Genomic DNA, 23,266 nt, shown 5'->3' on the forward strand with positions numbered 1-23,266 from the left:
TTCATAACTCATCATATTATAGCGCATCTTCGTCCGAATGAAACAAAAATCCACTCAAAAACCGTGAATTAAATGAGTAAAAAACGATTGCCCTTCGAAAAAGGCAACCGTTCTTAGGTATTTATTTTACAATTAAATTGTTCATATTCGCAAATGATTGAATGACTTTTGCAAGTTTGACCATTTGTGCCAAACGATTTTGTTTCAGTTTTTCATCATCGGCATGAACCATGGTATGGTCGAAATAATGAACAATTGGTGCTTTTAATGTATCTAGCGCTTCAAGTGCTGATTGGTACTGACCTTTTGCCATATACTCGTTGACGGCTTTTTCCGCTTGCTGATACGCTTCAAATAGCTTTTGTTCGTGTTCATTTTCAAACAGTTCAGGCTGAATCTGTGCGTCTTCCCCTTTTTTACTGATTGAAATGACGCGGCCTAGTGCCTCAGCCGTTTCTTTGAAACTCTCCTGTTTCACGCTCTCTTCAAGAACAGCCGCTTTTTTCACAACCGCATATGGTTCAATATTTTCAACATCAAGGACTGCTTCCACCACGTCATGACGGATATGTTCTGCTTGGAGAACATATTTCAAACGGTGTGTTAAAAATTCAATGAGAACAGCTTCATGTTTTGCATCTACTTGAGCTAGTGCTAAAAGCTCTTTAAATGAAAGATTCCATTGGCGGTCGAGCAGGATTTGAACGATACCGCTCGCTTGTCTTCTTAATCCATAAGGATCTTGAGAGCCCGTTGGAATGACATCAATTGAGAAGAATGAACAAATAGAATCTAGCTTATCCGCCACTGCAACAATCGCCCCAATAAGTGTTGACGGCGCATCGTCACCGGCAAAACGCGGCATATAGTGCTCGTTGATACTCTTTGCCACTTCTTCATGCTCGCCAAGTGCTCTAGCATATTTTTCACCCATGATTCCTTGCAGTTCTGGGAATTCATAGACCATCTGAGTCACAAGGTCAAACTTAGAGATACTAGCTGCTCTTGCAGCGCGTTTAGACGTTTCTTCATCTGCACCCACATGACTAGCAAGGCGGACAGCAATGTCTGTTACTCTTTTCAGCTTGTCGCCAATCGTGCCAAGTTTCTCATGGAATACGACTTTATCAAGTTTTTGAATGTTGTCTTCAATGACGAGTTTTTCGTCTTCTTTATAGAAAAATGCCGCATCTGATAAACGTGCACGAAGGACCTTTTCGTTCCCTCTTGCCACATTTTCAAGTGCCTCACTGTTCCCGTTTCTGACCGTAATAAAATGCGGCAGTAATTCCCCTTGTTCATTTTTCACTGGGAAATAACGCTGATGCTCTTTCATTGTCGTGACAAGCACTTCTTCTGGCAGCGCAAGAAATTCTTCTTCAAAAGAACCAAATAGAACGGTTGGATATTCAACGAGATCGTTCACTTCTTCTAGAAGCTCAGGATCAACTGGAATGACCCAGCCTTTTTCGGAAGAAAGGGCATGTAATTGCTCAGTAATTAATTGTTTTCTTTTATCTGAATCAACAATGACAAATTGATCTCTTAATGTTTGCTCATAAGAAGCTGGTGTGTCAATGCTGGCTGTCGTCCCTAGGAAACGATGTCCTCTAGTCTCCCGTCCACTTTTCACTCCTGCAATTTCGACAGGAATGATCTCTTGACCAAATAAACAAATAATCCATTTAATTGGACGGATATAGCGTAAATCCTCGCTTCCCCATCTCATGTTCTTTGGAAAACTCAATGAAGCGGCAATGTCCCCCAATGCTGGAAGAAGGTCTTTGACTTGTTTTCCTTCTTGAAACTTTTGGACATGGACATAATCCACACCTTTGATGTCTTTGAAATACAGATCATCAGTTGAAGCACCTTGTCCGCGGGCAAAACCTTCGGCAGCTTTTGTCCAATTGCCTTCAGCATCTTGAGCAATCTTTTTAGCCGGTCCTTTTGCTTCTTCTTTGATGTCCTCTTGTTTTTCTGCAACACCTTTGACGAGTACAGCTAGACGTCTTGGTGAATTAAATAAAGCAACGTCTTCGAATGAAATATTTTGCGCTACGAACCAAGCTTTTACTTTGTCACCCAGCTGCTTTGTGCTTTCTGGCATGAAACGAGCCGGCATCTCTTCTAAGCCGATTTCAAGTAATACATCTTGTTTATTCATGAGAAGCCGCCTCCTCTTTTAGCATAGGGAATCCTAGTTTTTCTCGTTCTTCGTAATATGTTTTGGCTACTTTTCTCGCTAACTGACGTACTCTTCCGATATAGCCTGTTCGCTCAGTCACAGAAATCGCGCCTTTGGCATCAAGCAGGTTAAATGTGTGAGAACATTTGAGTACATAATCATATGCCGGGTGAACAAGCCCTTTGTCCATTTGGCTATGTGCTTCTTTTTCATATGTTGTAAATAAATCGAACAGCATATCCGTATTAGATGTTTCAAACGTATACACAGAATGCTCGTATTCAGCCATTAAGAATAAATCTCTTACAGTAAAGCCATCTGTCCATTCAAGGTCAAATACATTTTCTTTGTCCTGGATGTAAGAAGCAAGACGCTCAATTCCGTATGTGATTTCAACAGAAACTGGCTTACATTCTAAACCGCCGACTTGCTGGAAATACGTAAATTGCGTAATTTCCATTCCATCAAGCCAAACTTCCCAGCCAAGTCCTGCGCAGCCAAGAGATGGGTTTTCCCAGTTGTCTTCAACAAAACGAATATCATGTTTCAGCGGATCAATGCCAAGCGCCTTCAATGATTCTAGATACAGTTCTTGAATATTGTCAGGTGATGGCTTAATGATCACTTGAAATTGATGATGTTGATACAATCTGTTTGGGTTTTCTCCATATCTGCCGTCAGCCGGGCGTCTTGAAGGTTCTACATAGGCTACCTTCCATGGCTCTGGCCCAATGCTTCTGAGGAACGTGTATGGACTCATCGTTCCAGCACCTTTTTCTGTGTCATATGCCTGCATTAATACGCAGCCTTCATTTGACCAATGCTTTTGCAGTGTCAAAATCATGTCTTGAATATTCAATGATCGCACCTCCATCTTTTTTACACCATCCGCTATGTATGGCGGTGGGGCCTAGAACCTTTTTGCAAAACACAAAAACTCCCGTCTCTATGCTCACAAGGTTCCTTGCAAACATAGGGACGAGAGTTTTTCCCGCGGTTCCACCCTATTTGCTGGTGTCGTAGCACCCAGCCGCTTTGTTTTACGTTGCTCAAGAATGCCTTTCGTTACGTGTCCATCCTTAGCTCACACCGCCCTAAGGTCGCTTTTATGGCTGATACGTAAGTACTTCTTTCTGTCAATGCAACATATTTGATCTTAGATGATCTTACAAAAAGTCACGAGAGATGTCAACTTTTGTTTTCACCGTCCATTAGCTTTTTCATGGATTCCATTTGATTCATGAATTTTTTTGATTTTAAATAAAGACCTGAATACTCTTCATAATAATGATCGAGCACTTGACGAATTTCTTGTTTCGTTTGTGGTTTCACGTCAACCTGACCAAGCCTTGATAAATCAAAATAATGAAACAAACGGAGCAGTCTTGCTGCTGCTGGGGATAAGGGCAGTTTATATGGATCTTTAGAAAAGCATTGCCTACAGATGAATCCGTTATCTCTAATTGAGAAATGGAACTGCCCTTCTTTTTGACCGCAGTGTACACATTGGTCCAGTTCAGGCTTCAACCCCATCACTGACAGCATTTTAACCTCTACGATAAATAAAATAATATCAGCATCTGTGCCTTCATTGAGATGGCGTAAAGATTGAAGAAGAAGTTCAAACAAGTAAGGGTTTGGCTTCTTTTCTTCTGTTCCTTTATCAAGTAATTCTGTCATATATGCGGCATATGCGGTCAGAAATAAATCTTCCCGAATGGTTCGCATGCTTTCCATCATTTCACCTTGCTGGAGCGTTCCAAGTCCTGTTGATGATTGGATCAGGAAGGTTCCGTATAAAAACGGCTGGCTTATGGCTGACAGGCGGCTGTTCGATTTCTTAGCGCCCCTTGCCATCACACCAATTTTCCCATGTTCTCTAGTGAGCAGCGTGACAATTTTGTTTGTTTCGCCATAATCTGTTGTTCTAAGGACGATTCCTTCACTTTTAATGAGCATTTGTCTACACTCCGAGCGTTGGAGGGGGTCAAGAATTATAAGATTGGAAAATCAAGTCGTGCTATTTCTTCTTCAAGTACATCGGGTCTTTCCAGGTTCTCCTTTTCTAACTCTTTGAAAAGCAGATACGTGTCAACGCTTCCTGTTTGTGAAAATACGTTCCATGTAAAATTCAACATAAAAACCCCACCTTTCTTTATTAGAAGCAGCAACGCTACATCCAACATATTAACTTTATCTTGACCAGGCTACCTCCATTTCATGATAAACAATTTTTACTAATCGAACCGCACCATTGTCAGATCTACTAACAACTGTATCGGTTTTTAATATTCGTCTTCTCTAAATCCGAAATCACGAAGATGTGTGGATTTATTACGCCAGTCCTTCTGCACTTTTACCCAAAGCTCTAAATACACCTTTGAGCCTAAAAGTGCTTCAATGTCTCTGCGCGCTTTTTGTCCCACTTCTTTTAATAAGCTGCCGCGCTTACCAATCACAATCCCTTTTTGTGAATCACGTTCGACGACGATGGTCGCTGCAACATGAATCTTGCCGTTTTCATCTGGCTTGATCGATTCAATCGCAACCGCAATACTGTGAGGGATCTCTTCTCTCGTTAAATGCAGCACTTTTTCACGAATTAATTCAGAAATAATAAATCGCTCTGGGTGATCTGTTACTTGATCTGCCGGATAAAATTGAGGGCCTTCTGGAAGATAACCTTCAATTTGCTGAAGAAGCGTATCAATGTTGTTGCCTTCAAGTGCTGAAATTGGCACAATTTCCTTAAATGGGTAACGTGTGCGGTATTCATCAATTAAAAGGAACAGTTCATCCGGATGAATTTGGTCAATTTTATTGACGACAAGGAACACCGGTGTCGATGTTTGCTTTAGTCGTTCAATGATGAATTCATCACCTTTTCCATAGCCTTCCTGTGCGTTGATCATAAACAAGATCAGGTCGACTTCCTTGAGTGTATTTTGAGCCACCCTCATCATAAAATCGCCAAGTTTGTGCTTCGGTTTATGAATTCCTGGTGTATCGATAAAAATCGTTTGTGACGTGTTCGTTGTCAGTACACCTTGCACTTTGTTTCGAGTCGTTTGGGGCTTATCACTCATAATCGCAATCTTTTGCCCAATCACACGATTAAGAAAGGTCGATTTCCCTACATTTGGTCTTCCAATAATTGATACAAATCCTGATTTGAAGCTTTCGTTAGTCATTTAAATCCTCCGGTGAAAATGCGCCTGGCAATAGTTCGTTTACTGTCGTTTCGTATATATGTCCTTTTAAGTTCGTTAGAATCACTGGCATATCAGGTGCACATAGCTCTGAAATGACCTGTCTGCATGCGCCGCATGGCGAAACAGGTCGATCTGTATCAGCCACTACTGCAAGCATTTGAAAAGATGTGATGCCCTCTGAGTAAGCTTTAAAAAGTGCTGTTCTTTCCGCACAATTACACATACCATATGCTGCATTTTCAATATTGCAGCCGCCATACACTTTTCCGTCATGCGATAATAATGCTGCACCGACTTTGAATTTAGAATAGGGTACATATGCAAAATCTCTTGCTTTGACTGCTTCTGAAATCAACTCTTGTTTGTTCATTCTAGTTCCCACTTTCAGAAGAAATGGTACCACTGTCACATTTATATTTTACATAAATCACGTGACATTTTCACGCCCATTTCTAAAAATGTTAATAAATAGTAATATTGTTCTATTGCATGATCTTCGGTAAGAAGATCATCAACCCAATCATAACCGAAATGGCGGCGTAAACGCAAACAGCGCCTGCTGCCGCGTCCTTCGCTCTCTCAGCAAGAGGATGCTTCTCTTCTGTGAAAAGATCTACTGTATGTTCAATCGCTGTATTCACAAGTTCTAACGCAAACATCCCGCCGCATAAAAGCAGAATGATCATCCATTCAACCGGATGAATGTGAAACCAAAAGCCGCAAATCACCACGATGATGGCTGCGACTGTGTGAAACCGAAAATTCCGTTCATTCAAGAAAGTTCGCCATATTCCTCTAAATGCATAATAAAAACTCCGAAAAAAACGGACAAGCGGCGTTCGCTTCTTACGATGATCTCGAAAGGCCATAATCATCCAAGATTTTTGTCTGTTTGGCGAACATTTCTTTTTCATCTTCTTCTGTCATATGATCATAACCAAGCAAATGAAGAAAACCATGAATCGTTAAAAACCCTAGCTCTCTCATGAAGGAATGTCCATATTCCTCTGCTTGCTCTTTCGTACGATCAACACTAATGATAATGTCACCAAGTACAGGCGGAATGTCATCAGCTCCAATGATTTCAATTTCCCCTTCGCCTTCTTCCTCAAGGGCAAATGAAATTACATCTGTTGGTGCATCTTTTCCTCGGTATTCTTTATTAATTTGATGTATTTCTTCATTTGAAACGATCGATACTGATACTTCTGCTTGATCTTTTACTTCAAGAGCATCCGCAGCAAATTGAAGAAGCTTTTCCACTTCTTCAAGCTGCTCTTTCGATACTTGTCCTGTTTCATCTATTAAATCGATTAACAATGTCATTTACTTCACCTTCTGCTTCGGGGCATCTGGATATTCAATCCGAGAATGGAAAATCCCCTTTAATGTTGTACAAATTGTTTGGCTAATAATATTTAATTCTTTAAATGTCAGATCACATTCACTAAATTGCCCATCCTGCATCTTATCTGAAATAATGCCTTTCACAAGCTTTTCAATCCGCTCAGGGTTTGGATTATGCATCGAACGAACCGCCGCCTCCACGCTGTCAGCTACAGAAATAATGGCCGCTTCTTTCGATTGCGGTTTTGGACCAGGATAACGAAATTCTTCTTCTGTCACCTGATCATCCCGTTCTTTTGCCTTATAGTAAAAGAACTTCAGCAGGGACTTTCCGTGATGCTGTTCTGCAATGTCCACAAGTTCCTCTGGAAACTTCTTTTCTCTCAGCATTTCAGCACCATCTGTCGTATGGGCAATAATAATATTCTTGCTCAGCTGAGGAGAAAGCTTGTCGTGCGGATTATCAATGTTCATTTGGTTTTCAATAAAGTATTGGGGCCTTTTCGTTTTTCCAATGTCATGATAATAAGCTCCAACCCTTGCTAACAATCCATTTGCACCGACTGCTTCACATGCAGCATCCGCTAAATTCGCCACCATGACACTATGATGATATGTACCTGGCGTCTCTGTTAAGATCTTTTTCAGCAGCGGATGATTCGGGTTCGATAATTCAATAAGCTTCATGGTCGAAAGAATGCCAAACATGCTCTCAAAGACTGGCATTAACCCGATAACCAAAATAGCCGATGCAAACCCTGACACAATCGCCATGATGAGGTTTACACCTATTTCAAGCCCTGATGGAGAAGAATTTTGAATCAGCGTAATGGACAGCACGACAAGTACATTCACCAAAGCTACCCAAAGCCCCGCCTGCAAAATTTTCGATCTCGCATTATGTTTTCTCAAAAATAAAATTCCTGCCATCCCGCTTATTAGATAATAAGCACAGATGACATAGTTAAAGACACCTGTTACTCCTTGATTAAACATCATACTGCCGCAAAGGGCAAATACAAGGCCAGAGAAGATTGCCAGCCGCTCATTGATCAGCAGCTTAATCAGCATCGTACCAAGTGCAACAGGCACGACATAGCCTATGGTCGTATACTTCGTTTCCTGGAAGAGACTGAATACTTCCATGATGATTAAAATAATGGTGAAAATGAGCGAGTACAGCAGTAACGATTTATTCTTATGGACGAGCGACTTTTTCCTCGATTCCAGTGAGTGGACAATCGCCGCTAAGAAGAGACCGATTAAGATGATAAGACCGCTTACAGGCTTAAACAAATTGGAACTGTTTAAAAGGCCGGTCAGTTCTAATTTGCGATACACTTCACGGTCAATGAGCTCGCCTTCTTCCACTAAAATTTGCCCTTGCTTGATTTGAACTGGCTGGATATTATCAGCTGCTTCTTGTCTTTTCTTCTCTGTTGCCACCGGGTCAAATACATAGTTTGGAATAATCGCAAATTCACCAATTTCTTTCGCTGCATTTAAATATTTTGACGGAATCGAATTGTTTTCAAGCTCTGCTTTCACTTGTTTCTTTTCATCTTGCAGCTTAGAAGCTGTGATTTCTTTACCCATGAGAGAATTGACCACTGTGATGATGGAATCCTTTGTAAAAGAAAGGTTTTCGTCACTTGCTTGGAGCAGTGCTTTAATCGATTGATCCGAAACAGCTTCCTGCATATCGGTTGTGAGTTTTTCTTTTACACGCTTCACCATCTCTTGATCTGTTGGCGGGTTCTCTTTGTCATCAGCTGCTGCTTTCTTCTCTTCTTTAATGGCTTCAAAGAGGGATGAGATGAGATCAACACGATTATCAGAATACGCTTTTTTGAGTGTATATTGGTCTTCCACTTGATCCGTTGCTTCTTGTTTCTTTTCTTCTGTTGCTTCTTGATCATCAACGGTAGACGGAGAATAGATGGTTTGTTCGCTCACTGAAAACAAATCTAGGTCGAGCGATTCAGGCTTTACATGGAAGAAGAGCACCACAAACAGAATGGCTGCTAAACCAGCGTATAGCAGTACGTTTAAATAGCGTGAGCGCTCCATTTTCTGAGGTTCTTTTTTAGACAGCAGCCTTTTGCGCTTACTGCCTTTCTGATTCTTTCTCAAGGAAAGTACCTCCTTTTTTACTTTAAACCACGATCGAAACAAAATGACCCGATTAAGGCGATCGGGTCACTCAGTTCATTTTTGCTTTTCGTATGCTCCAATGATCTTCGCCACAAGCGGGTGTCTGACCACATCTGTCTGATCTAATTCAATGAATGAGATACCCTTGATCTCAGCAAGCATGTCCTTTGCAGCTGCAAGGCCTGACTGCATCCCTTTAGGCAGATCAATTTGTGTAATATCTCCTGTAATGACCATTTTAGAACCAAAGCCCAGTCTCGTCAAAAACATTTTCATTTGAGCTGGCGTTGTATTCTGCGCTTCATCTAAAATCACAAATGCATCATCAAGCGTCCGCCCTCTCATATAGGCAAGAGGGGCAATTTCAATCACTCCGCGCTCAATTAAACGTTCCGTATGATCACTACCAAGCACATCGTGCAAAGCATCATATAGCGGTCTTAAATAAGGATCGACTTTTTCTTTTAAATCTCCTGGCAAAAAGCCAAGACTTTCTCCTGCTTCAACAGCTGGCCTTGTCAGGATAATTCGTTTGACATGTCCATTTTTCAGGGCATGTACGGCGTTGGCCACTGCCAAATACGTTTTACCTGTACCAGCAGGTCCAATCCCAAAGACCAGATCATCTTTTTTCATTGCCGCAGCATATTCACGCTGGCCGATCGTTTTGACTCTGATCGACTTTCCTTTGGCATTTTTCGTAATTTCATCTTCATACATATTTTCAAAATAATTGAGCTTGTCTTTTTGCGCCATTTTAATGGCATAGACGACATCCCGTTCAGAAATCTCAATTCCTTTACGAATGAGATGTAAGAGAGATGTAATCAAACGGCTCACAGTATCTCTTGATGCTTCCTGACCAGAAACATACACTTTCTCTCCACGTGTGATAATGGAGACATTCAGCTCGTTTTCCATCAGTTTCAGATAAGCATCTTGATTGCCAAATAAAGCAATGGCTTCGTTTGGGCTATCCAATTTTTGTTGAATCTCAAGTAAATGTTCTGTCATTCTCTAGTCTCCCTGAACAATAGGTGTTGGTTGAACAATATCTTCTATTACTTGGTAAAGGATGATTAACTTAACTTTACCATTCCCTGTTGTCTCGTGCAAAACTTTTTCACTTTTCACCTCACCTGTTTGACCTAGCTTTTCTTCTAATTCTTTTTTACCCATTTTAATCCCTGCTTGAACCGCTTCTTTATTTGTGTATTCTCGATTTATTTTTTCACTTTCTCGTGTGATTTCCTTTTCATAGGAGAACGGTAGTTGCATATTCAAAAAATGAAGCGGGTGAACTTCTGTTTCTGTTTTCGGCTGCTGAAAATCATCTTTTTTAAAGGAAAATCCCCAAAATGGGATGGAGCCTCCAAACAAGGAGAGCTTGTGCTTTGTCTTCATTTTACCCGTAAAGACATCAAAAGATGTTCGGAGAGGGACAGAAACTTCAGATCGGTACCATGTTTCACCATATATTTTCGCTTTGGCTCCGACCGTTTTTTTCTGATCTTCACTCCCAATTAAACCTGAGACGAGCATCTGCCCTTTTTTCACATGCTCATCGACCTGGGCAAGCGGTTCCCCCTTTTCTACATACATTCTCGTGATGACCGCCTTTTTCTTGGCAACGATGTGCTGAGGACTTGTATATTTCTCCTTTTCAGGTTCATTTTTTTCGACCACTTTCATTTGAAACGTCGTTCCGTTCAGTTCAACTCCGACCCATGTAATGCTCTGAATATTGGTCGTCAATGACTTTTGTATTTTTTCAGGGGTCCCCATAAGAAACTGAAAACGCCCTTTTTGTACCCCTATTTCGTCCAGATGCTTTCTCATTTGGTGTTCTGTTTCTGGATTCGCACCTTTAATCTCAATTTTCCACACCATATTTGAAAGAGCCAATATCGTCACTAGGAAAAAAGCCATCCCGAGGGTAAATCCAATATTTCTTCTCGACCACAGAAGAAGAAACGGGAACCCTTTCTTTTGATGAAATGAACATTTCACCTCATGATGTCTGCGCACTTTTCTAAAGGCATGTACATCTGAGAGGCGAATAAATAAGCGCACGCTGTCTTGACGGCGGCTCACTTGAAAAATTGTGATCCCCTGTCTCGTGCACTCATTGATCAGCCGCTCAATACCGCTTCCTCTTATCTCCACTTCCACTCTGCCAATAAAATAAGCAAACCATTTGTTCTTCACGTTTCTCCCCTCCGTCAGTTAAGAATCAATATAACGGACCTCATCGATTTTCCCCTCTAATAAGATCTCTTCTGGCAAAATCGTTTTAATCACAAAGTCTTTTCCTGAAATAATGCACTGTCCTTGCTTGAGCATCAGCCTTACCTCTTGATCACTGAAAAGTAAAAGCCCTTTATGGTTCTCTATGTAAATATGGAGTCTGCCAACCATCGTAATACGGGGAAGATCCATCATCACGTCCGGAGGGATTTCAAGTGTTCTTGTCAGCCATGCTTTAAGTCGATTTTTTCTTTTTCCCATTCAATAAGAACCCCTTCCCACCTCATGTGTATGAGATCAAACTGAAAGATGGTGAGACTGATGAGAAAGCCTCTATATCATCCTATTCCTCAGCGGTTCATATCATGCTAATGAATCCCGTAAAACAGCCGTTTCATCATTTTGACTAAGAAAAGTCTCCATTACGCAACAAAAAAGCCCCCTTAAGGATGAGGGGGCTTACTTCTTTATCTTTTATATGGTCGTTTCATCGTTCGATGCGGCTTTTTGGCACGAGGCTCTCCAAATACTTCACCAAGGATCATCCCTTGAACGACCGTATCTTGGTTGAGTTTCTCAATCATTTTCGGCTTCATTCCAGCAGATGCTGCCTTTGGCCTTGTAAGTTCTCTTTCAAGCGATTGAAACTCTTTATTCAGCTCGCTTTTTCTTTCTTCCATTTCGGCAAGTGTAGCGGTATAACGATCCTGTAAGGATTGTGAACCTTGTTTTTTCATCCCGCCATGATCATGTACATCGCCAAAATCGTCAAGCTGGTCCGTTACGACCGGATCTGGACTTGTTTGTTTTGTTTGCTTTTGCGGCACTGGTTTACGCTGAGGAGCCGGTTTGTTTTGCTGGTTCTTTTGTTCGTTCTCCTCTTGTTTACCGATTTTCCCAAAGACCGCAGAGATAATACCGATGATAATCGCTATTAGTAACGGATTTTCAAATAGAATGTCCAATGGGCTCCCTCCTTAAAGCGTGAGAGGATGCTTATTTGTTTTCATTATCAGATGGACCTTTTGTCATTTTGCCAAATGAATCTCTCATATCCGTATCAGCATCGATATTCTTAATGTTCATGTAGTCCATGACACCGATATTACCTTCACGTAGTGCTTCGGCCATTGCAAGTGGTACTTCCGCCTCAGCTTCTACTACTTTCGCGCGCATTTCTTCAACTCTCGCACGCATTTCTTGTTCTTGTGCAACAGCCATTGCCCGGCGTTCTTCTGCTTTCGCCTGTGCAATGTTTTTGTCGGCTTCTGCTTGGTCTGTCTGCAGGATTGCCCCGATGTTCTTACCGATATCAACATCTGCGATATCAATCGAGAGAATTTCAAATGCTGTACCTGAATCTAATCCTTTACCAAGAACCGTTTGAGAAATCATATCAGGATTTTCAAGAACCTTTTTATGATTATCTGATGAACCGATTGTCGAAACAATCCCTTCACCTACACGAGCAATGATCGTTTCTTCCCCTGCACCACCGACAAGTCTGTCAATGTTTGCACGAACTGTAATACGTGCTTTTGCTTTGACTTCAATCCCGTCCATCGCAACACCTGAGATAAATGGTGTTTCAATGACTTTAGGGTTTACACTCATTTGGACAGCTTCAAGTACGTCACGGCCTGCTAGGTCGATTGCCGCACAGCGAGCAAAGTTCAATTCGATATTCGCACGCTGAGCTGCGATCAATGCGTTGATCACGCGGTCAACGTTACCACCTGCAAGATAGTGGCTTTCTAATTGGTTAATCGTCGCATCAAGACCTGCTTTATGCGCTTTGATGAGCGGGTTGACCACTCGGTTTGGAATCACTCGGCGAAGTCTCATTCCTACAAGTGTAAAAATGCTCACTCTTACGCCAGCCGCTAGGGCAGAAATCCACAGCATCACCGGTACAAAGGTGAAGAAGATCGATAGAACGATCAAACCTGCTGCGATAATCACGAATAATAGTAAAGTAGATGGATCCATTTTATTCCTCCTATAAAATCAGTATATCTATACTTTCCTCACGACAATGCGTGAGCCTTCCGCTTTCACAATTTTTACTTGTTCATCCTTATCGATAAAAGCACCTTCTGACACAACATCAATGCGCTCGTCTCCGAATACAATCGTACCAGATGGACGAAGTGCTGTTGCTGTCACTGCGATTTGTCCTACAAGATCATCTCTTGTTTCATTTGAGACATAACCACTTTCTTTATTGGTTGAATCGGTTAAAATGAACTTTTTAAAAAATTTCATACGTTTCCCCAACACCTTTGTCAATAAAATAACTGCTATGATTGAAACAGCAGTGGCAATCAAGATGGAAATCGCCATTTCTGTAAAGCTTCCAGCTGCTAAAAATAAGCTGACAACGACACAGATTAGTCCAATGACACCCACGATTCCCCCTGGCAAAAATAATTCCAGAATGATCAACACAATCCCTGCCAAAAACAGGAACAATGTCTCATATCCTGCAAAACCTGCCACGAGATGACCATAAAAGAATAGAAGAAGCGCTGTGACTCCCATGGTGCCTGGGACCCCAAAGCCGGGAGAATATAATTCAACAATTAACCCTAAGCTCGCGATGGATAAAAGGATAGGAATGACGATCGGATGCGTGAGAAAACGCGCCACCTTTTCAGCAAAGCTCACTTCATCGTATTGAACAGAGGCATCTGCTAAGTTCAGTTTCTGAAGCAAGTCATCCATATTTTTCGCTTCTCCTTCTGCATAACCGAACTGAAGCGCCCGATCTGTGTTAAAGGTCAGCAGTTCTCCTTTTGGTGCACCAGCTTCTTTTGCGTCTATATCTACATCTGCCATCGCAAGAGCATATTTTGGATCACGCCCCTGCTTTTCAGCAGCGTCACTCATTTCAGCAAGCCATAGAGATTCAGATTTTTGATCGGCAGCGTTGCCTTCACCGTCAATGATCGCAGCAGCCCCCATCTTTCCGTTTGGGGTCATATAAATTTGATCGGCATTTAGGGCAATGAATGCCCCGGCTGAAAGCGCTCTATGATTCACAAACGCTGTCACTGGGATGTCGGATGCACGAATGGTATCGGCTATTTCAAGCGCCGCATCGACTGCACCACCTGGTGTATTGATGTCGAGAATGATGTGCTTCGCCCGTTCCGACTTTGCCTGCTCAAATGATCGTTCAATGAATTTAGAAAGTCCTTTTTCTACTGTATCTTCAATTGGGATAACATGAACTTTCTGATCTGCTGATTTCGCGGTCAATTGAACCCCTAATAACAAGCATATTATAAAACAACTGAAGAGAGCAATAGAAATTTTCATTTTTTTCATCTATTTGGTGATCCCCCCTCTCTTTCTTTCATTTTACCGTTCCTTTACATACGTTACAAATGTATCATAGGTTTCATTTTTATATGACAGGTTTATGGAGGCATAAAAAAAGTACCCTTCTAACATGAGAAGGATACTTTTTTATTGAGACAGTTGCTCGCTGACAAGTCTGTTAATCACAGCACCATCAGCTTTACCTTTTACTTTTGGCATAATAGCGCTCATCACTTTACCCATATCAGCTTTCGATGAAGCACCGGTTTCGGCAATTGTTTCTTTCACAACCGCCTGCAGTTCTTCTTCAGAAAGCTGTTCAGGTAAATAAACGTCTAAAATGTCAATCTCTTTTTGAACTTTATCTACTAAATCTAAGCGATTAGCTTTCGAAAATTCATGGAGGGAGTCTTTACGTTGCTTAATCTCGCGGGAAAGGACGGTTAGTTCCTCATCTCCGGTCAAACTGTCTTTCTTAAGCTTTATTGCTTCATTTTGCAGTGAAGCCTTTACCATACGAATGACAATAAGCTTGTCTTTCTCTCGGTTTTTCATAAAAAGCTTCATATCAGAATTTAATTGCTCAAGAAGACTCATAAAATCCACCCTCTTTAGAATTTACGTTTTCTAGCAGCTTCAGACTTTTTCTTACGCTTTACGCTAGGCTTTTCATAAAATTCACGCTTTCTTGCTTCTTGCAATGTTCCAGTTTTGGATACACTGCGTTTAAAGCGACGAAGAGCATCTTCAAGCGATTCGTTTTTTCTAACGACCGTTTTTGACATTCTCTTTCCCTCCCTCCGAATACACCAATCGACTGCATTAAAAAAAGATATACATATGCAAAACATGTACCTAGACATTATAATATAAGCCTAGGTTGAGGTCAACTAAGTGATTTGGAAATATATTTTCGTCATGAGCAGGTAGACAAGTCCATATATTCATTGGTAAGAGGAGGACTTTTCTATGATGGCGATCATTTATTTTTGTGCACTTATTTTCATTTTTTTATGGGCAATGGGTTTGCTTAGAAAAGGATTAATGGCACTCACGTCGTCTCGTATTGAGAAATCACTTCTTCTCTTTACAGATCATCCAGTCAAAGCATTCTTGGTCAGTATTGTGTTTACAGGGGTTCTTCAAAGCAGTTCGGCGTTTATGGTCATCGTTATCGGCTTTGTGAGTACAGGCATTCTCACGTTTAAAAAATCCATACCCATGATTCTTGGAACGAATATCGGCTCAACATTTACGACAGAATTTATTGCCATTAAGATGGACGTGTTTATGTGGGTTCTGATTGCAGCTGGTCTTTTATGTATCATTTTGGGCAGGAAGTCTTTTCGATATGCAGGAAAAAGTTTATTTGGGCTTGGCATGATCTTTTTTTGTATTCAAGGTTTTTCAAAAATTGCAGGTATGATGACCAGTCAGCCAGAGACACTGCGTTTCCTTGAAATGATGCAGCATTCCGATTGGACAGCTCTTCTCTCTGGTACAGTGTTCACGGCGATTGTTCATTCAAGCTCTGTATGTATCGGTATTTTGATGGGATTTATGAATGAAGGGACTGTCGCTCTAAAAGAAGGCATCAGCTTTGTTTTAGGGTCCAATATCGGAACATGTATTACTGCCGTGATGGCTGCTATCTCTGGCGGTTATGCAGCCCGCCAAACCGCGTATGCACACGTCGTGTTTAATGTTCTAGGTGTTCTTTTATGTCTTCCTTTTCTCGCCTTTATTACAGAGTTTGTTGCGCTTTTAGCAAGCTCTCCTGCCCAGCAGATTGCGCACTTTAGTCTGCTGTTTAATGTTGCAAGTTCTCTCCTCTTTTTCCCGTTCATCCGCCCTTTTCACGCCTTGATTTTGTTCCTTCTTCCAAATCGGTCAACATAAAAGAAACCGGCTTGCCTAATGGCTGCCGGTTTTTCATTCATTATGAGGTCATTCTCACTTGATCCGTCTGCACGTCATCACTTATACGGACGAATTGTCCTTCGTTATAAGGATAGCCTGCTTTTGTAATCTTCACTTTCACCAAACGGCCGATCATGTCCTCTGTTCCTTCAAATACGACCTTCATGTAGTTATCAGTATATCCTACATACAGATTGTGCGTTCCGTCTTGTTCTTTGAACGATTCTTCTGGAATAATCTCTAAGACTTCGCCTTCATATGCCGATGCATATTCTTTCGCAAGCTGATCAGAAAGAGCAATGAGGCGGTGAACGCGTTCGTTTTTCACATTCTCATCTACTTGATCTTCCATTCTTGCAGCAGGCGTACCTGTCCGTTTGCTGTAAGGAAACACATGGAGCTCAGAGAATTGATGGTCTTTGACAAAATTGTATGTCTCCATAAATTCTTCTTCTGTTTCTCCTGGGAATCCAACGATCACATCTGAAGTGACAGCAAGACCTGGCAATGCTTTTTTGAGCTTCGTTAAACGCTCTGCAAAGAATTCCATTGTGTATTTACGGCGCATTCTTTTCAGTACAGTATTAGAGCCAGATTGAAGCGGAATGTGCAAGTGTCTCACAATTTTATCTGACTGATCGAGCACTTCAATCACTTCGTCTGTAATTTGACTTGCTTCAATGGATGAAATGCGGATTCGTTTTAATCCCGCCACACGTTCATCTAATTCTTTCAGAAGCTTAGCAAAGTTATAATCCTTTAAATCTTCACCGTATCCACCTGTATGAATACCTGTTAATACAATTTCTTTGTAGCCAGCATCGACAAGCTGCTGCGCTTGATTGATGACTTCTTCTGGATCGCGAGAACGCAGTAATCCGCGAGCCCAAGGGATAATGCAGAATGTACAGAAATTGTTACAGCCTTCTTGGATTTTTAATGAAGCACGTGTTCTGTCAGTAAACGCAGGAACATCTAGTTCTTCAAAGACCCGTGCTTTCATGATATTGCCAACTCCGTTGATCGGCTGTCTTTCTCTTCTGTATTCTTCAATATAACCAAGCAGTTTATGCCTGTCTTGTGTGCCAACCACAATATCAACACCAGGAATCGCCATGATTTCTGCCGGAGACGTTTGTGCGTAACAGCCTGTTACACAAATGACACCATCCGGATTATGACGAATGGCTCTTCTAATGACTTGGCGGCTTTTTTTATCGCCTGTATTGGTGACGGTACATGTATTAATGACATATACGTCTGCTTTTGATTCATAATCTTTTCTTTCATAGCCAGCTTCTTTAAACAGTTGCCAGATGGCTTCTGTTTCGTAGTGATTGACCTTACAGCCAAGTGTATGGAACGCTACTGTTCCCATCATGATTCACCTCTTAATAACTCTGTTTGATAAGATATAGCAGAAAGCGCGTAAAGAGGAGCTGTTTCTGTTCTTAAAATGCGTGGTCCAAGCCCGCAAATGACTCCACCATGCGCTTCAAGTTCTTCAATCTCCTTTTCTGCTAAACCGCCTTCTGGACCAAAAACCACTAATAAGGTTTGTCCGCCCTTCATCTGTTGGAGCACCGTTTGAAACCGGCTTTGCTCGCCTTCTTTCGATGATTCTTCGTATGCAACGACACATTTATCGAATTCACCGGCCAGTTGAATCAGCTCTTTAAATGTTGATACTGGATGAACGCGCGGAATGATATTCCGGTAAGACTGCTCAGCAGCTTCTTTCGCAATTTTTTCCCAGCGATCTCGTTTTTTTAATGACTTTTTTTGGTCAAGTTTTGTAATCGAACGAGTCGCTTGAAACGGAATAAAAGCACTTGCGCCAAGCTCGGTGCCTTTTTGGATAATCCATTCAAGCTTATCCCCTTTTGGCAGACCGCTTGCAATCGTCACCTTGATCGGAAGCTCTCGATTCTGATTCGTCCAGCCTTCCAAGTGACAAATCACTTCTTCCTTTGTTATTGTATCAATTTTACTGAGCGCTTCAAAGCCGTCTGTCGTTAAGCAAAGGATGTCTTCTCCTGCTTTCATCCGCATGACGTTTGCAAGGTGATGAACATCTTCACCCTTTATGACGATGTGTCCCTTTTCCGTCACTTCTTCTTTTGTGAGGTCGATAAAATATCGTTGCATACGTGTCCTGACACCTACTCGCTTTATTTTTTCGCTATAATGCTGACCCAATCTTCCATTGACAGCACTTCAACAATCTCAAAACCGGCTTCTTCTAAAGCCGTTTTGACTTGTAATTTCTTTTGTCCGATAATGCCTGATGTAATAAAGTAACCGTCTTTCTTCAATAGATCATACGCTTGATCTGTAAAGCGCAAGATGACCTCTGCAAGGATGTTGGCCACAATCACATCGCGTTCACCTGAAATCCCATCAAGTAAATTGTTTTGTTTTACCGTTACTTGCTCGCTCACACCATTTAATTCGATGTTCTGCTTTGCACTTTCCACTGCAACGGTGTCGAGATCAAATGCATGAATGTCTTTTGCACCGAGCATTGCAGCGGCAACACTTAAAATGCCAGATCCTGTTCCAACGTCAATCACCGTGTCGTTTTCCTTCACATAGCGCTCAAGCGCCTGAATGCAAAGAACCGTTGTTGGATGTGTACCGGTTCCAAATGCCATTCCAGGGTCCATTTCGATGATCAATTCATCAGAATGAACGGGTGTGTACTCTTCCCATGTTGGGACGATGGTAAATTTCTCAGAGATTTTCACAGGATGATAGTATTTCTTCCATGCAGTCGCCCATTCTTCTTCGTTTACTTCACAAATTGACAGTGTATTTCGTCCAAGGTCAATATCATATAGAAGAAGATTGTTGATGGCTTCTTTGATCTCTTCTACCGTTTCCATCAAAAAACTATTCATCGGAAGGTAGGCTTTGACGATAACCCCTTCCTCAGGATAATCATTCGGATCGAGCTGGTAGATCTCACCGTATACATTTTCACGTTCCTTGACTAAATCAAGCGGGTCCTCAATCACGACACCACTTGCACCTGCTTCATGCAAAATATTGGTGATCGGTTCCACCGCTTCATTTGTTGTATGGACGCTAATTTCTGACCACTTCAATACTACCAACTCCTTATCCGTCTTACTCGCCTTTAAATGCGCGTTTCACCTTATCGAAAAAGCTCATTTCTTGTTCGTCCGGTTTATTTCCGCTCACTTCAGCAAATTTTCTAATGATATCTTTTTGATTTTCAGTTAAATTCGTCGGTGTTACGACGCGTACAACGATATGCTGATCGCCTTGACCATAACCGCGTACATTTTTTACACCTTTTCCTTTGAGTCTAAACTTCGTACCCGTTTGTGTGCCCGCAGGAACTTTTAATTTGACTTTCCCATGTAATGTCGGCACTTCAATTTCATCACCTAGTGCAGCCTGCGCAAAGGTAAGCGGCATTTCGCAGTAGATGTCATCTCCATCTCGTTCGAAGAATTCATGCGCCCTCACATGGAAAACAACAAATAGATCGCCTGGAGGTCCTCCATTTACACCTGGTTCACCTTGACCAGATACTCTAAGCTGCTGACCATCGTCCACACCTGCTGGGATCGTCACATTGATTTTCTTACGCTTACGCACTTTACCAGATCCACCACATGTTGAACACTTATGCTCAATTTGTTTACCAGTTCCGCTACAGTAGTTACATACTCTGCGGTTGACTACTTTACCAAATGGCGTGGATTGCTCGACATTTAGTTGACCTGATCCGCCGCAATGTGAGCATGTCTTTGCCTGTGTTCCAGGTTTTGCACCTGATCCATGACACGTTTCACATGATTCCTCGCGGGGAATCTCGATCGTTGCTTCTTTCCCAAATGCCGCTTCTTCAAATGAAAGGGTCATTGTATATTGAAGGTCCGCTCCTTGACGTGGTGCATTTGGATCTCTTCTTCTGGCTCCGCCGCCAAAAATACTAGAGAAGATGTCATCAAAGCCGCCGAAGCCGCCAAAGTCTCCCCCACCGCCAAATCCGCCGCCACCAAATCCTTGGTTTGGATCGGTGTGACCGAACTGGTCATAATGTGAACGTTTTTGATCGTCAGAAAGGGTTTCATAGGCTTCTTTTACTTCTTTGAATTTATCATCTGAGCCAGCTTCTTTATTAATATCAGGGTGATACTTTTTTGAAAGCTTGCGGTATGCCTTTTTGATTTCGTCCTTTGAGGCGCTCTTACTCACGCCAAGCACTTCATAGTAATCACGCTTACTCATCTCTTCACACTCCCGATTTTCTCACATAAATACGATTGTATCATTTTAAATTGATCTTTTTCAATTCCTTTTCATCGTTGAAAAGAAAAAAGTCAAAGCCAAGAGATCCTGACTTTGACTTTCTGACGAGTACGTTTCAGCAGTCTTTTTCAAAAGTAAAGGTGATTATTTTTTCTCTTGATCGTCGTTTACTTCTTCGTATTCTGCATCCACTACATTGTCATCTGCTTTTTGAGCACCTTCAGCGCCTTCTTGCTGAGCTTGTGCTTGTTTTGCAGCTTCTTCATAGAGCTTTGTCGTTAATTCTTGAACGATTGTTTGTAGCTCATCTTTTTTCGCTTTGATGTCTTCAAGCTCGCCTTTTTCGATCGCAGCTTTTAGCGCATCTTTTGCATCATTCGCTTTTTTCACTTGCTCTTCATCGATTTTGCCTTCAAGATCTTTTAATGTTTTTTCTGTTGTAAACACTAATTGATCTGCTTCATTGCGCACTTCGATTTCTTCTTTTTTCTTTGCATCTGCTTCAGCATTTTCTTCTGCTTCTTTGACCATTTTTTCGATCTCATCATCAGAAAGACCTGAAGAAGATTTGATTGTGATGTTTTGCTCTTTGCCTGTACCCATATCTTTCGCACGTACGTTGACAATACCGTTTTTATCGATATCAAAAGATACTTCGATTTGTGGTACGCCGCGTGGTGCTGGCGGGATATCAGTCAATTGGAAACGACCTAATGTTTTGTTGTCTGCTGCCATTGGACGCTCACCTTGTAAGACGTGAATGTCTACAGCAGTTTGGTTGTCAGCAGCCGTTGAGAATACTTGAGATTTACTTGTTGGAATGGTTGTATTACGTTCAATCAGCTTTGTGAATACGCCGCCCATTGTTTCAATTCCTAAAGAAAGTGGTGTGACGTCAAGAAGAACAACGTCTTTGACATCTCCTGTGATAACTCCACCTTGAATTGCCGCACCAAGTGCAACCACTTCATCAGGGTTTACGCCTTTATGAGGCTCTTTACCTGTTTCTTTTTTGATTGCTTCTTGTACTGCAGGAATACGAGTTGATCCACCAACAAGGATAACTTTATCAATCTCGCTAGCAGATAGACCAGCATCTTTCAGTGATTGACGTACAGGTGTCATTGTACGCTCTACAAGGTCTGCAGAAAGCTCTTCGAATTTAGCACGCGTTAGCGTTAATTCTAGGTGAAGAGGACCTGCATCTCCAGCTGTGATAAATGGCAGTGAGATTTGTGTAGAAGATACACCAGAAAGATCTTTTTTCGCTTTTTCAGCAGCATCTTTTAAACGCTGAAGCGCCATTTTATCTTTTGAAAGATCAATGCCGTTTTCTTTTTTGAATTCAGCCACTAGATGATCGATGATGACTTGGTCAAAATCGTCTCCACCTAGACGGTTGTCCCCAGCAGTTGAGCGTACTTCAAAGACGCCGTCTCCAAGCTCAAGGACTGATACGTCAAATGTACCGCCGCCAAGGTCATATACAAGGATCGTTTGATCTTCATCTGTTTTATCTAAACCATAAGCAAGTGCAGCTGCTGTTGGTTCGTTGATGATACGTTCTACTTCAAGACCAGCAATTTTACCAGCATCTTTTGTTGCTTGGCGCTCTGCATCGTTGAAGTAAGCAGGAACTGTAATAACCGCTTTTGTTACTTCTTCGCCAAGATAAGCTTCAGCATAAGATTTAAGGTGTTGAAGAATAATTGCAGAGATTTCCTGCGGCGTGTAGTTCTTGCCTTCAACTTCTACTTTATAATCTGTACCCATATGTCTTTTAACAGACATGATGGTGTTCGGGTTTGTAATTGATTGACGTTTCGCTACTTCACCTACTTGGCGCTCTCCATTTTTAAAAGCGACAACAGATGGTGTTGTACGTGCTCCTTCAGCGTTTGCAATAACTTTTGGCTCGCCGCCTTCGAGTACTGCAACGCATGAGTTTGTTGTTCCTAAGTCAATACCAATGATTTTACTCATATTCGATGACCTCCCATTATGTAGTTATTGATTTACTTTTACCATTGATGGACGAATAACTCGGTCTTTGAGTTTATAGCCCTTTTGCAATTCTTCTACAACGATGTTTGAATCGTAGTTTTCATCTTCAACTTGCATGACGGCTTGATGAAGGTTTGGATCGAACTCTTTGCCGACAGCTTCAATTGGTTCAACGCCTTCATTTTTCAACGCTTCTACCAGCTGGCGGTAAACCATTTGCATACCTTCTAACAAACTTTTCGTCTGCTCATTGTCTGGATCGATTCCAAGCGCTCTTTCAAAGTTGTCGAGAGCTGGGAGAAGGTCGCTGACAACATGTTGAGAACGATATTTTTGCACGGTCTCCACTTCAGTTCGAGCACGGCGTTTATAGTTTTCAAAATCTGCTTGAACACGCAGAATTTTGTTTTCTTTTTCATCTAGAAGCTGCTGCAATTCATCAATCTTCTCTTGGAAGGCAGACTGTTCATCGTGCTTTACTTCCTCAGTTTCTGCTTGAACTGCTTCTTCTTGTGCTTCAACCTCTGCTGCTTGCTCAGGTGTCTGTTTTTCTTCTGACATTGTGTTCACCTCCCTCAAAAGATTC

At 41.7% G+C, this 23,266-nt stretch carries 24 protein-coding genes; 1 reads left to right on the forward strand and 23 read right to left on the reverse strand.

The window, feature by feature from the left end:
* Positions 1-121: 121 nt before the first annotated feature.
* The 17 genes from glyS to rpsU all read right to left on the reverse strand — a co-directional run bounded on the left by glyS (position 122) and on the right by rpsU (position 15,257).
* The gene (glyS, locus tag MHI58_RS12340; RefSeq protein WP_045034385.1) at positions 122-2,167 is read right to left on the reverse strand and encodes a glycine--tRNA ligase subunit beta; all 2,046 of its coding nucleotides are present in this window, start codon (positions 2,165-2,167) and stop codon (positions 122-124) included.
* A complete protein-coding gene (gene glyQ, locus MHI58_RS12345) occupies positions 2,160-3,047 on the reverse strand; it encodes a glycine--tRNA ligase subunit alpha (protein WP_003217487.1) in 888 nt (295 codons plus the stop codon). Before glyQ ends, glyS begins: the two co-directional genes overlap by 8 nt.
* Before the next feature lie 329 nt (positions 3,048-3,376).
* Positions 3,377-4,147 (reverse strand): DNA repair protein RecO, encoded by a 771-nt coding sequence (recO, locus tag MHI58_RS12350; protein WP_007501304.1) that lies wholly within the window; start codon positions 4,145-4,147, stop codon positions 3,377-3,379.
* Positions 4,148-4,182: 35 nt separating this feature from the next.
* The gene (locus tag MHI58_RS12355) at positions 4,183-4,326 is read right to left on the reverse strand and encodes a YqzL family protein (RefSeq protein WP_008342408.1); all 144 of its coding nucleotides are present in this window, start codon (positions 4,324-4,326) and stop codon (positions 4,183-4,185) included.
* Between the two features lie 147 nt (positions 4,327-4,473).
* A complete protein-coding gene (era, locus tag MHI58_RS12360; protein ID WP_007501305.1) occupies positions 4,474-5,379 on the reverse strand; it encodes a GTPase Era in 906 nt (301 codons plus the stop codon).
* Positions 5,372-5,770, reverse strand: coding sequence for a cytidine deaminase (locus MHI58_RS12365; RefSeq protein WP_008342410.1), 399 nt, complete (start codon positions 5,768-5,770; stop codon positions 5,372-5,374). Before MHI58_RS12365 ends, era begins: the two co-directional genes overlap by 8 nt.
* A gap of 112 nt (positions 5,771-5,882) precedes the next feature.
* Positions 5,883-6,269, reverse strand: coding sequence for a diacylglycerol kinase family protein (locus tag MHI58_RS12370; protein WP_024718818.1), 387 nt, complete (start codon positions 6,267-6,269; stop codon positions 5,883-5,885).
* Positions 6,247-6,726: an rRNA maturation RNase YbeY gene (gene ybeY / locus MHI58_RS12375; RefSeq protein WP_007501310.1), complete on the reverse strand. Its 480-nt coding sequence runs from the start codon at positions 6,724-6,726 to the stop codon at positions 6,247-6,249. Before ybeY ends, MHI58_RS12370 begins: the two co-directional genes overlap by 23 nt.
* The gene (locus MHI58_RS12380; protein ID WP_173408463.1) at positions 6,727-8,817 is read right to left on the reverse strand and encodes an HD family phosphohydrolase; all 2,091 of its coding nucleotides are present in this window, start codon (positions 8,815-8,817) and stop codon (positions 6,727-6,729) included.
* Positions 8,818-8,955: 138 nt separating this feature from the next.
* The gene (locus MHI58_RS12385) at positions 8,956-9,915 is read right to left on the reverse strand and encodes a PhoH family protein (RefSeq protein ID WP_368004322.1); all 960 of its coding nucleotides are present in this window, start codon (positions 9,913-9,915) and stop codon (positions 8,956-8,958) included.
* Between the two features lie 3 nt (positions 9,916-9,918).
* A complete protein-coding gene (gene yqfD, locus MHI58_RS12390) occupies positions 9,919-11,109 on the reverse strand; it encodes a sporulation protein YqfD (protein ID WP_041090989.1) in 1,191 nt (396 codons plus the stop codon).
* An 18-nt stretch (positions 11,110-11,127) separates the two neighbouring features.
* Positions 11,128-11,409: a sporulation protein YqfC gene (gene yqfC, locus MHI58_RS12395; protein ID WP_012010618.1), complete on the reverse strand. Its 282-nt coding sequence runs from the start codon at positions 11,407-11,409 to the stop codon at positions 11,128-11,130.
* Positions 11,410-11,615: 206 nt separating this feature from the next.
* Positions 11,616-12,113: a hypothetical protein gene (locus MHI58_RS12400; protein WP_024718815.1), complete on the reverse strand. Its 498-nt coding sequence runs from the start codon at positions 12,111-12,113 to the stop codon at positions 11,616-11,618.
* A gap of 31 nt (positions 12,114-12,144) precedes the next feature.
* Positions 12,145-13,137: a flotillin-like protein FloA gene (gene floA / locus MHI58_RS12405; RefSeq protein WP_008356247.1), complete on the reverse strand. Its 993-nt coding sequence runs from the start codon at positions 13,135-13,137 to the stop codon at positions 12,145-12,147.
* Between the two features lie 27 nt (positions 13,138-13,164).
* The gene (locus MHI58_RS12410) at positions 13,165-14,478 is read right to left on the reverse strand and encodes a nodulation protein NfeD (RefSeq protein WP_007501318.1); all 1,314 of its coding nucleotides are present in this window, start codon (positions 14,476-14,478) and stop codon (positions 13,165-13,167) included.
* A gap of 141 nt (positions 14,479-14,619) precedes the next feature.
* A complete protein-coding gene (locus tag MHI58_RS12415; RefSeq protein ID WP_007501319.1) occupies positions 14,620-15,069 on the reverse strand; it encodes a GatB/YqeY domain-containing protein in 450 nt (149 codons plus the stop codon).
* A gap of 14 nt (positions 15,070-15,083) precedes the next feature.
* A complete protein-coding gene (rpsU, locus tag MHI58_RS12420) occupies positions 15,084-15,257 on the reverse strand; it encodes a 30S ribosomal protein S21 (protein ID WP_003152957.1) in 174 nt (57 codons plus the stop codon).
* A 184-nt stretch (positions 15,258-15,441) separates the two neighbouring features.
* Between rpsU and MHI58_RS12425 the strand changes: the two genes are divergently transcribed.
* Positions 15,442-16,371 (forward strand): Na/Pi symporter, encoded by a 930-nt coding sequence (locus tag MHI58_RS12425; RefSeq protein ID WP_041506931.1) that lies wholly within the window; start codon positions 15,442-15,444, stop codon positions 16,369-16,371.
* 40 nt (positions 16,372-16,411) lie between these two features.
* On the opposite strand, the gene mtaB is transcribed toward MHI58_RS12425, so the two are convergent.
* The 6 genes from mtaB to grpE all read right to left on the reverse strand — a co-directional run bounded on the left by mtaB (position 16,412) and on the right by grpE (position 23,241).
* Positions 16,412-17,770, reverse strand: a complete 1,359-nt coding sequence (gene mtaB / locus MHI58_RS12430; RefSeq protein ID WP_017358020.1) for a tRNA (N(6)-L-threonylcarbamoyladenosine(37)-C(2))-methylthiotransferase MtaB — start codon at positions 17,768-17,770, stop codon at positions 16,412-16,414.
* Positions 17,770-18,540 carry a 16S rRNA (uracil(1498)-N(3))-methyltransferase gene (locus MHI58_RS12435; RefSeq protein ID WP_008342463.1) on the reverse strand — a complete coding sequence of 257 codons (771 nt, stop codon included), beginning with the start codon at positions 18,538-18,540 and terminating at the stop codon, positions 17,770-17,772. The genes mtaB and MHI58_RS12435 overlap by 1 nt, the downstream gene beginning before the upstream one ends.
* Positions 18,541-18,563: 23 nt before the next feature.
* Positions 18,564-19,499, reverse strand: a complete 936-nt coding sequence (gene prmA / locus MHI58_RS12440; protein ID WP_045034387.1) for a 50S ribosomal protein L11 methyltransferase — start codon at positions 19,497-19,499, stop codon at positions 18,564-18,566.
* 22 nt (positions 19,500-19,521) lie between these two features.
* Positions 19,522-20,655: a molecular chaperone DnaJ gene (gene dnaJ, locus MHI58_RS12445; RefSeq protein WP_008342467.1), complete on the reverse strand. Its 1,134-nt coding sequence runs from the start codon at positions 20,653-20,655 to the stop codon at positions 19,522-19,524.
* Between the two features lie 165 nt (positions 20,656-20,820).
* Complete coding sequence (gene dnaK, locus MHI58_RS12450; protein ID WP_008342469.1) at positions 20,821-22,659, reverse strand: molecular chaperone DnaK; 1,839 nt, start codon at positions 22,657-22,659, stop codon at positions 20,821-20,823.
* Positions 22,660-22,683: 24 nt separating this feature from the next.
* A complete protein-coding gene (grpE, locus tag MHI58_RS12455; RefSeq protein ID WP_008342471.1) occupies positions 22,684-23,241 on the reverse strand; it encodes a nucleotide exchange factor GrpE in 558 nt (185 codons plus the stop codon).
* Positions 23,242-23,266 lie beyond the last annotated feature (25 nt).

The organism is Bacillus sp. FSL K6-2869 (assembly GCF_040869405.1).
In the GTDB taxonomy this organism is placed as follows: domain Bacteria; phylum Bacillota; class Bacilli; order Bacillales; family Bacillaceae; genus Bacillus; species Bacillus altitudinis.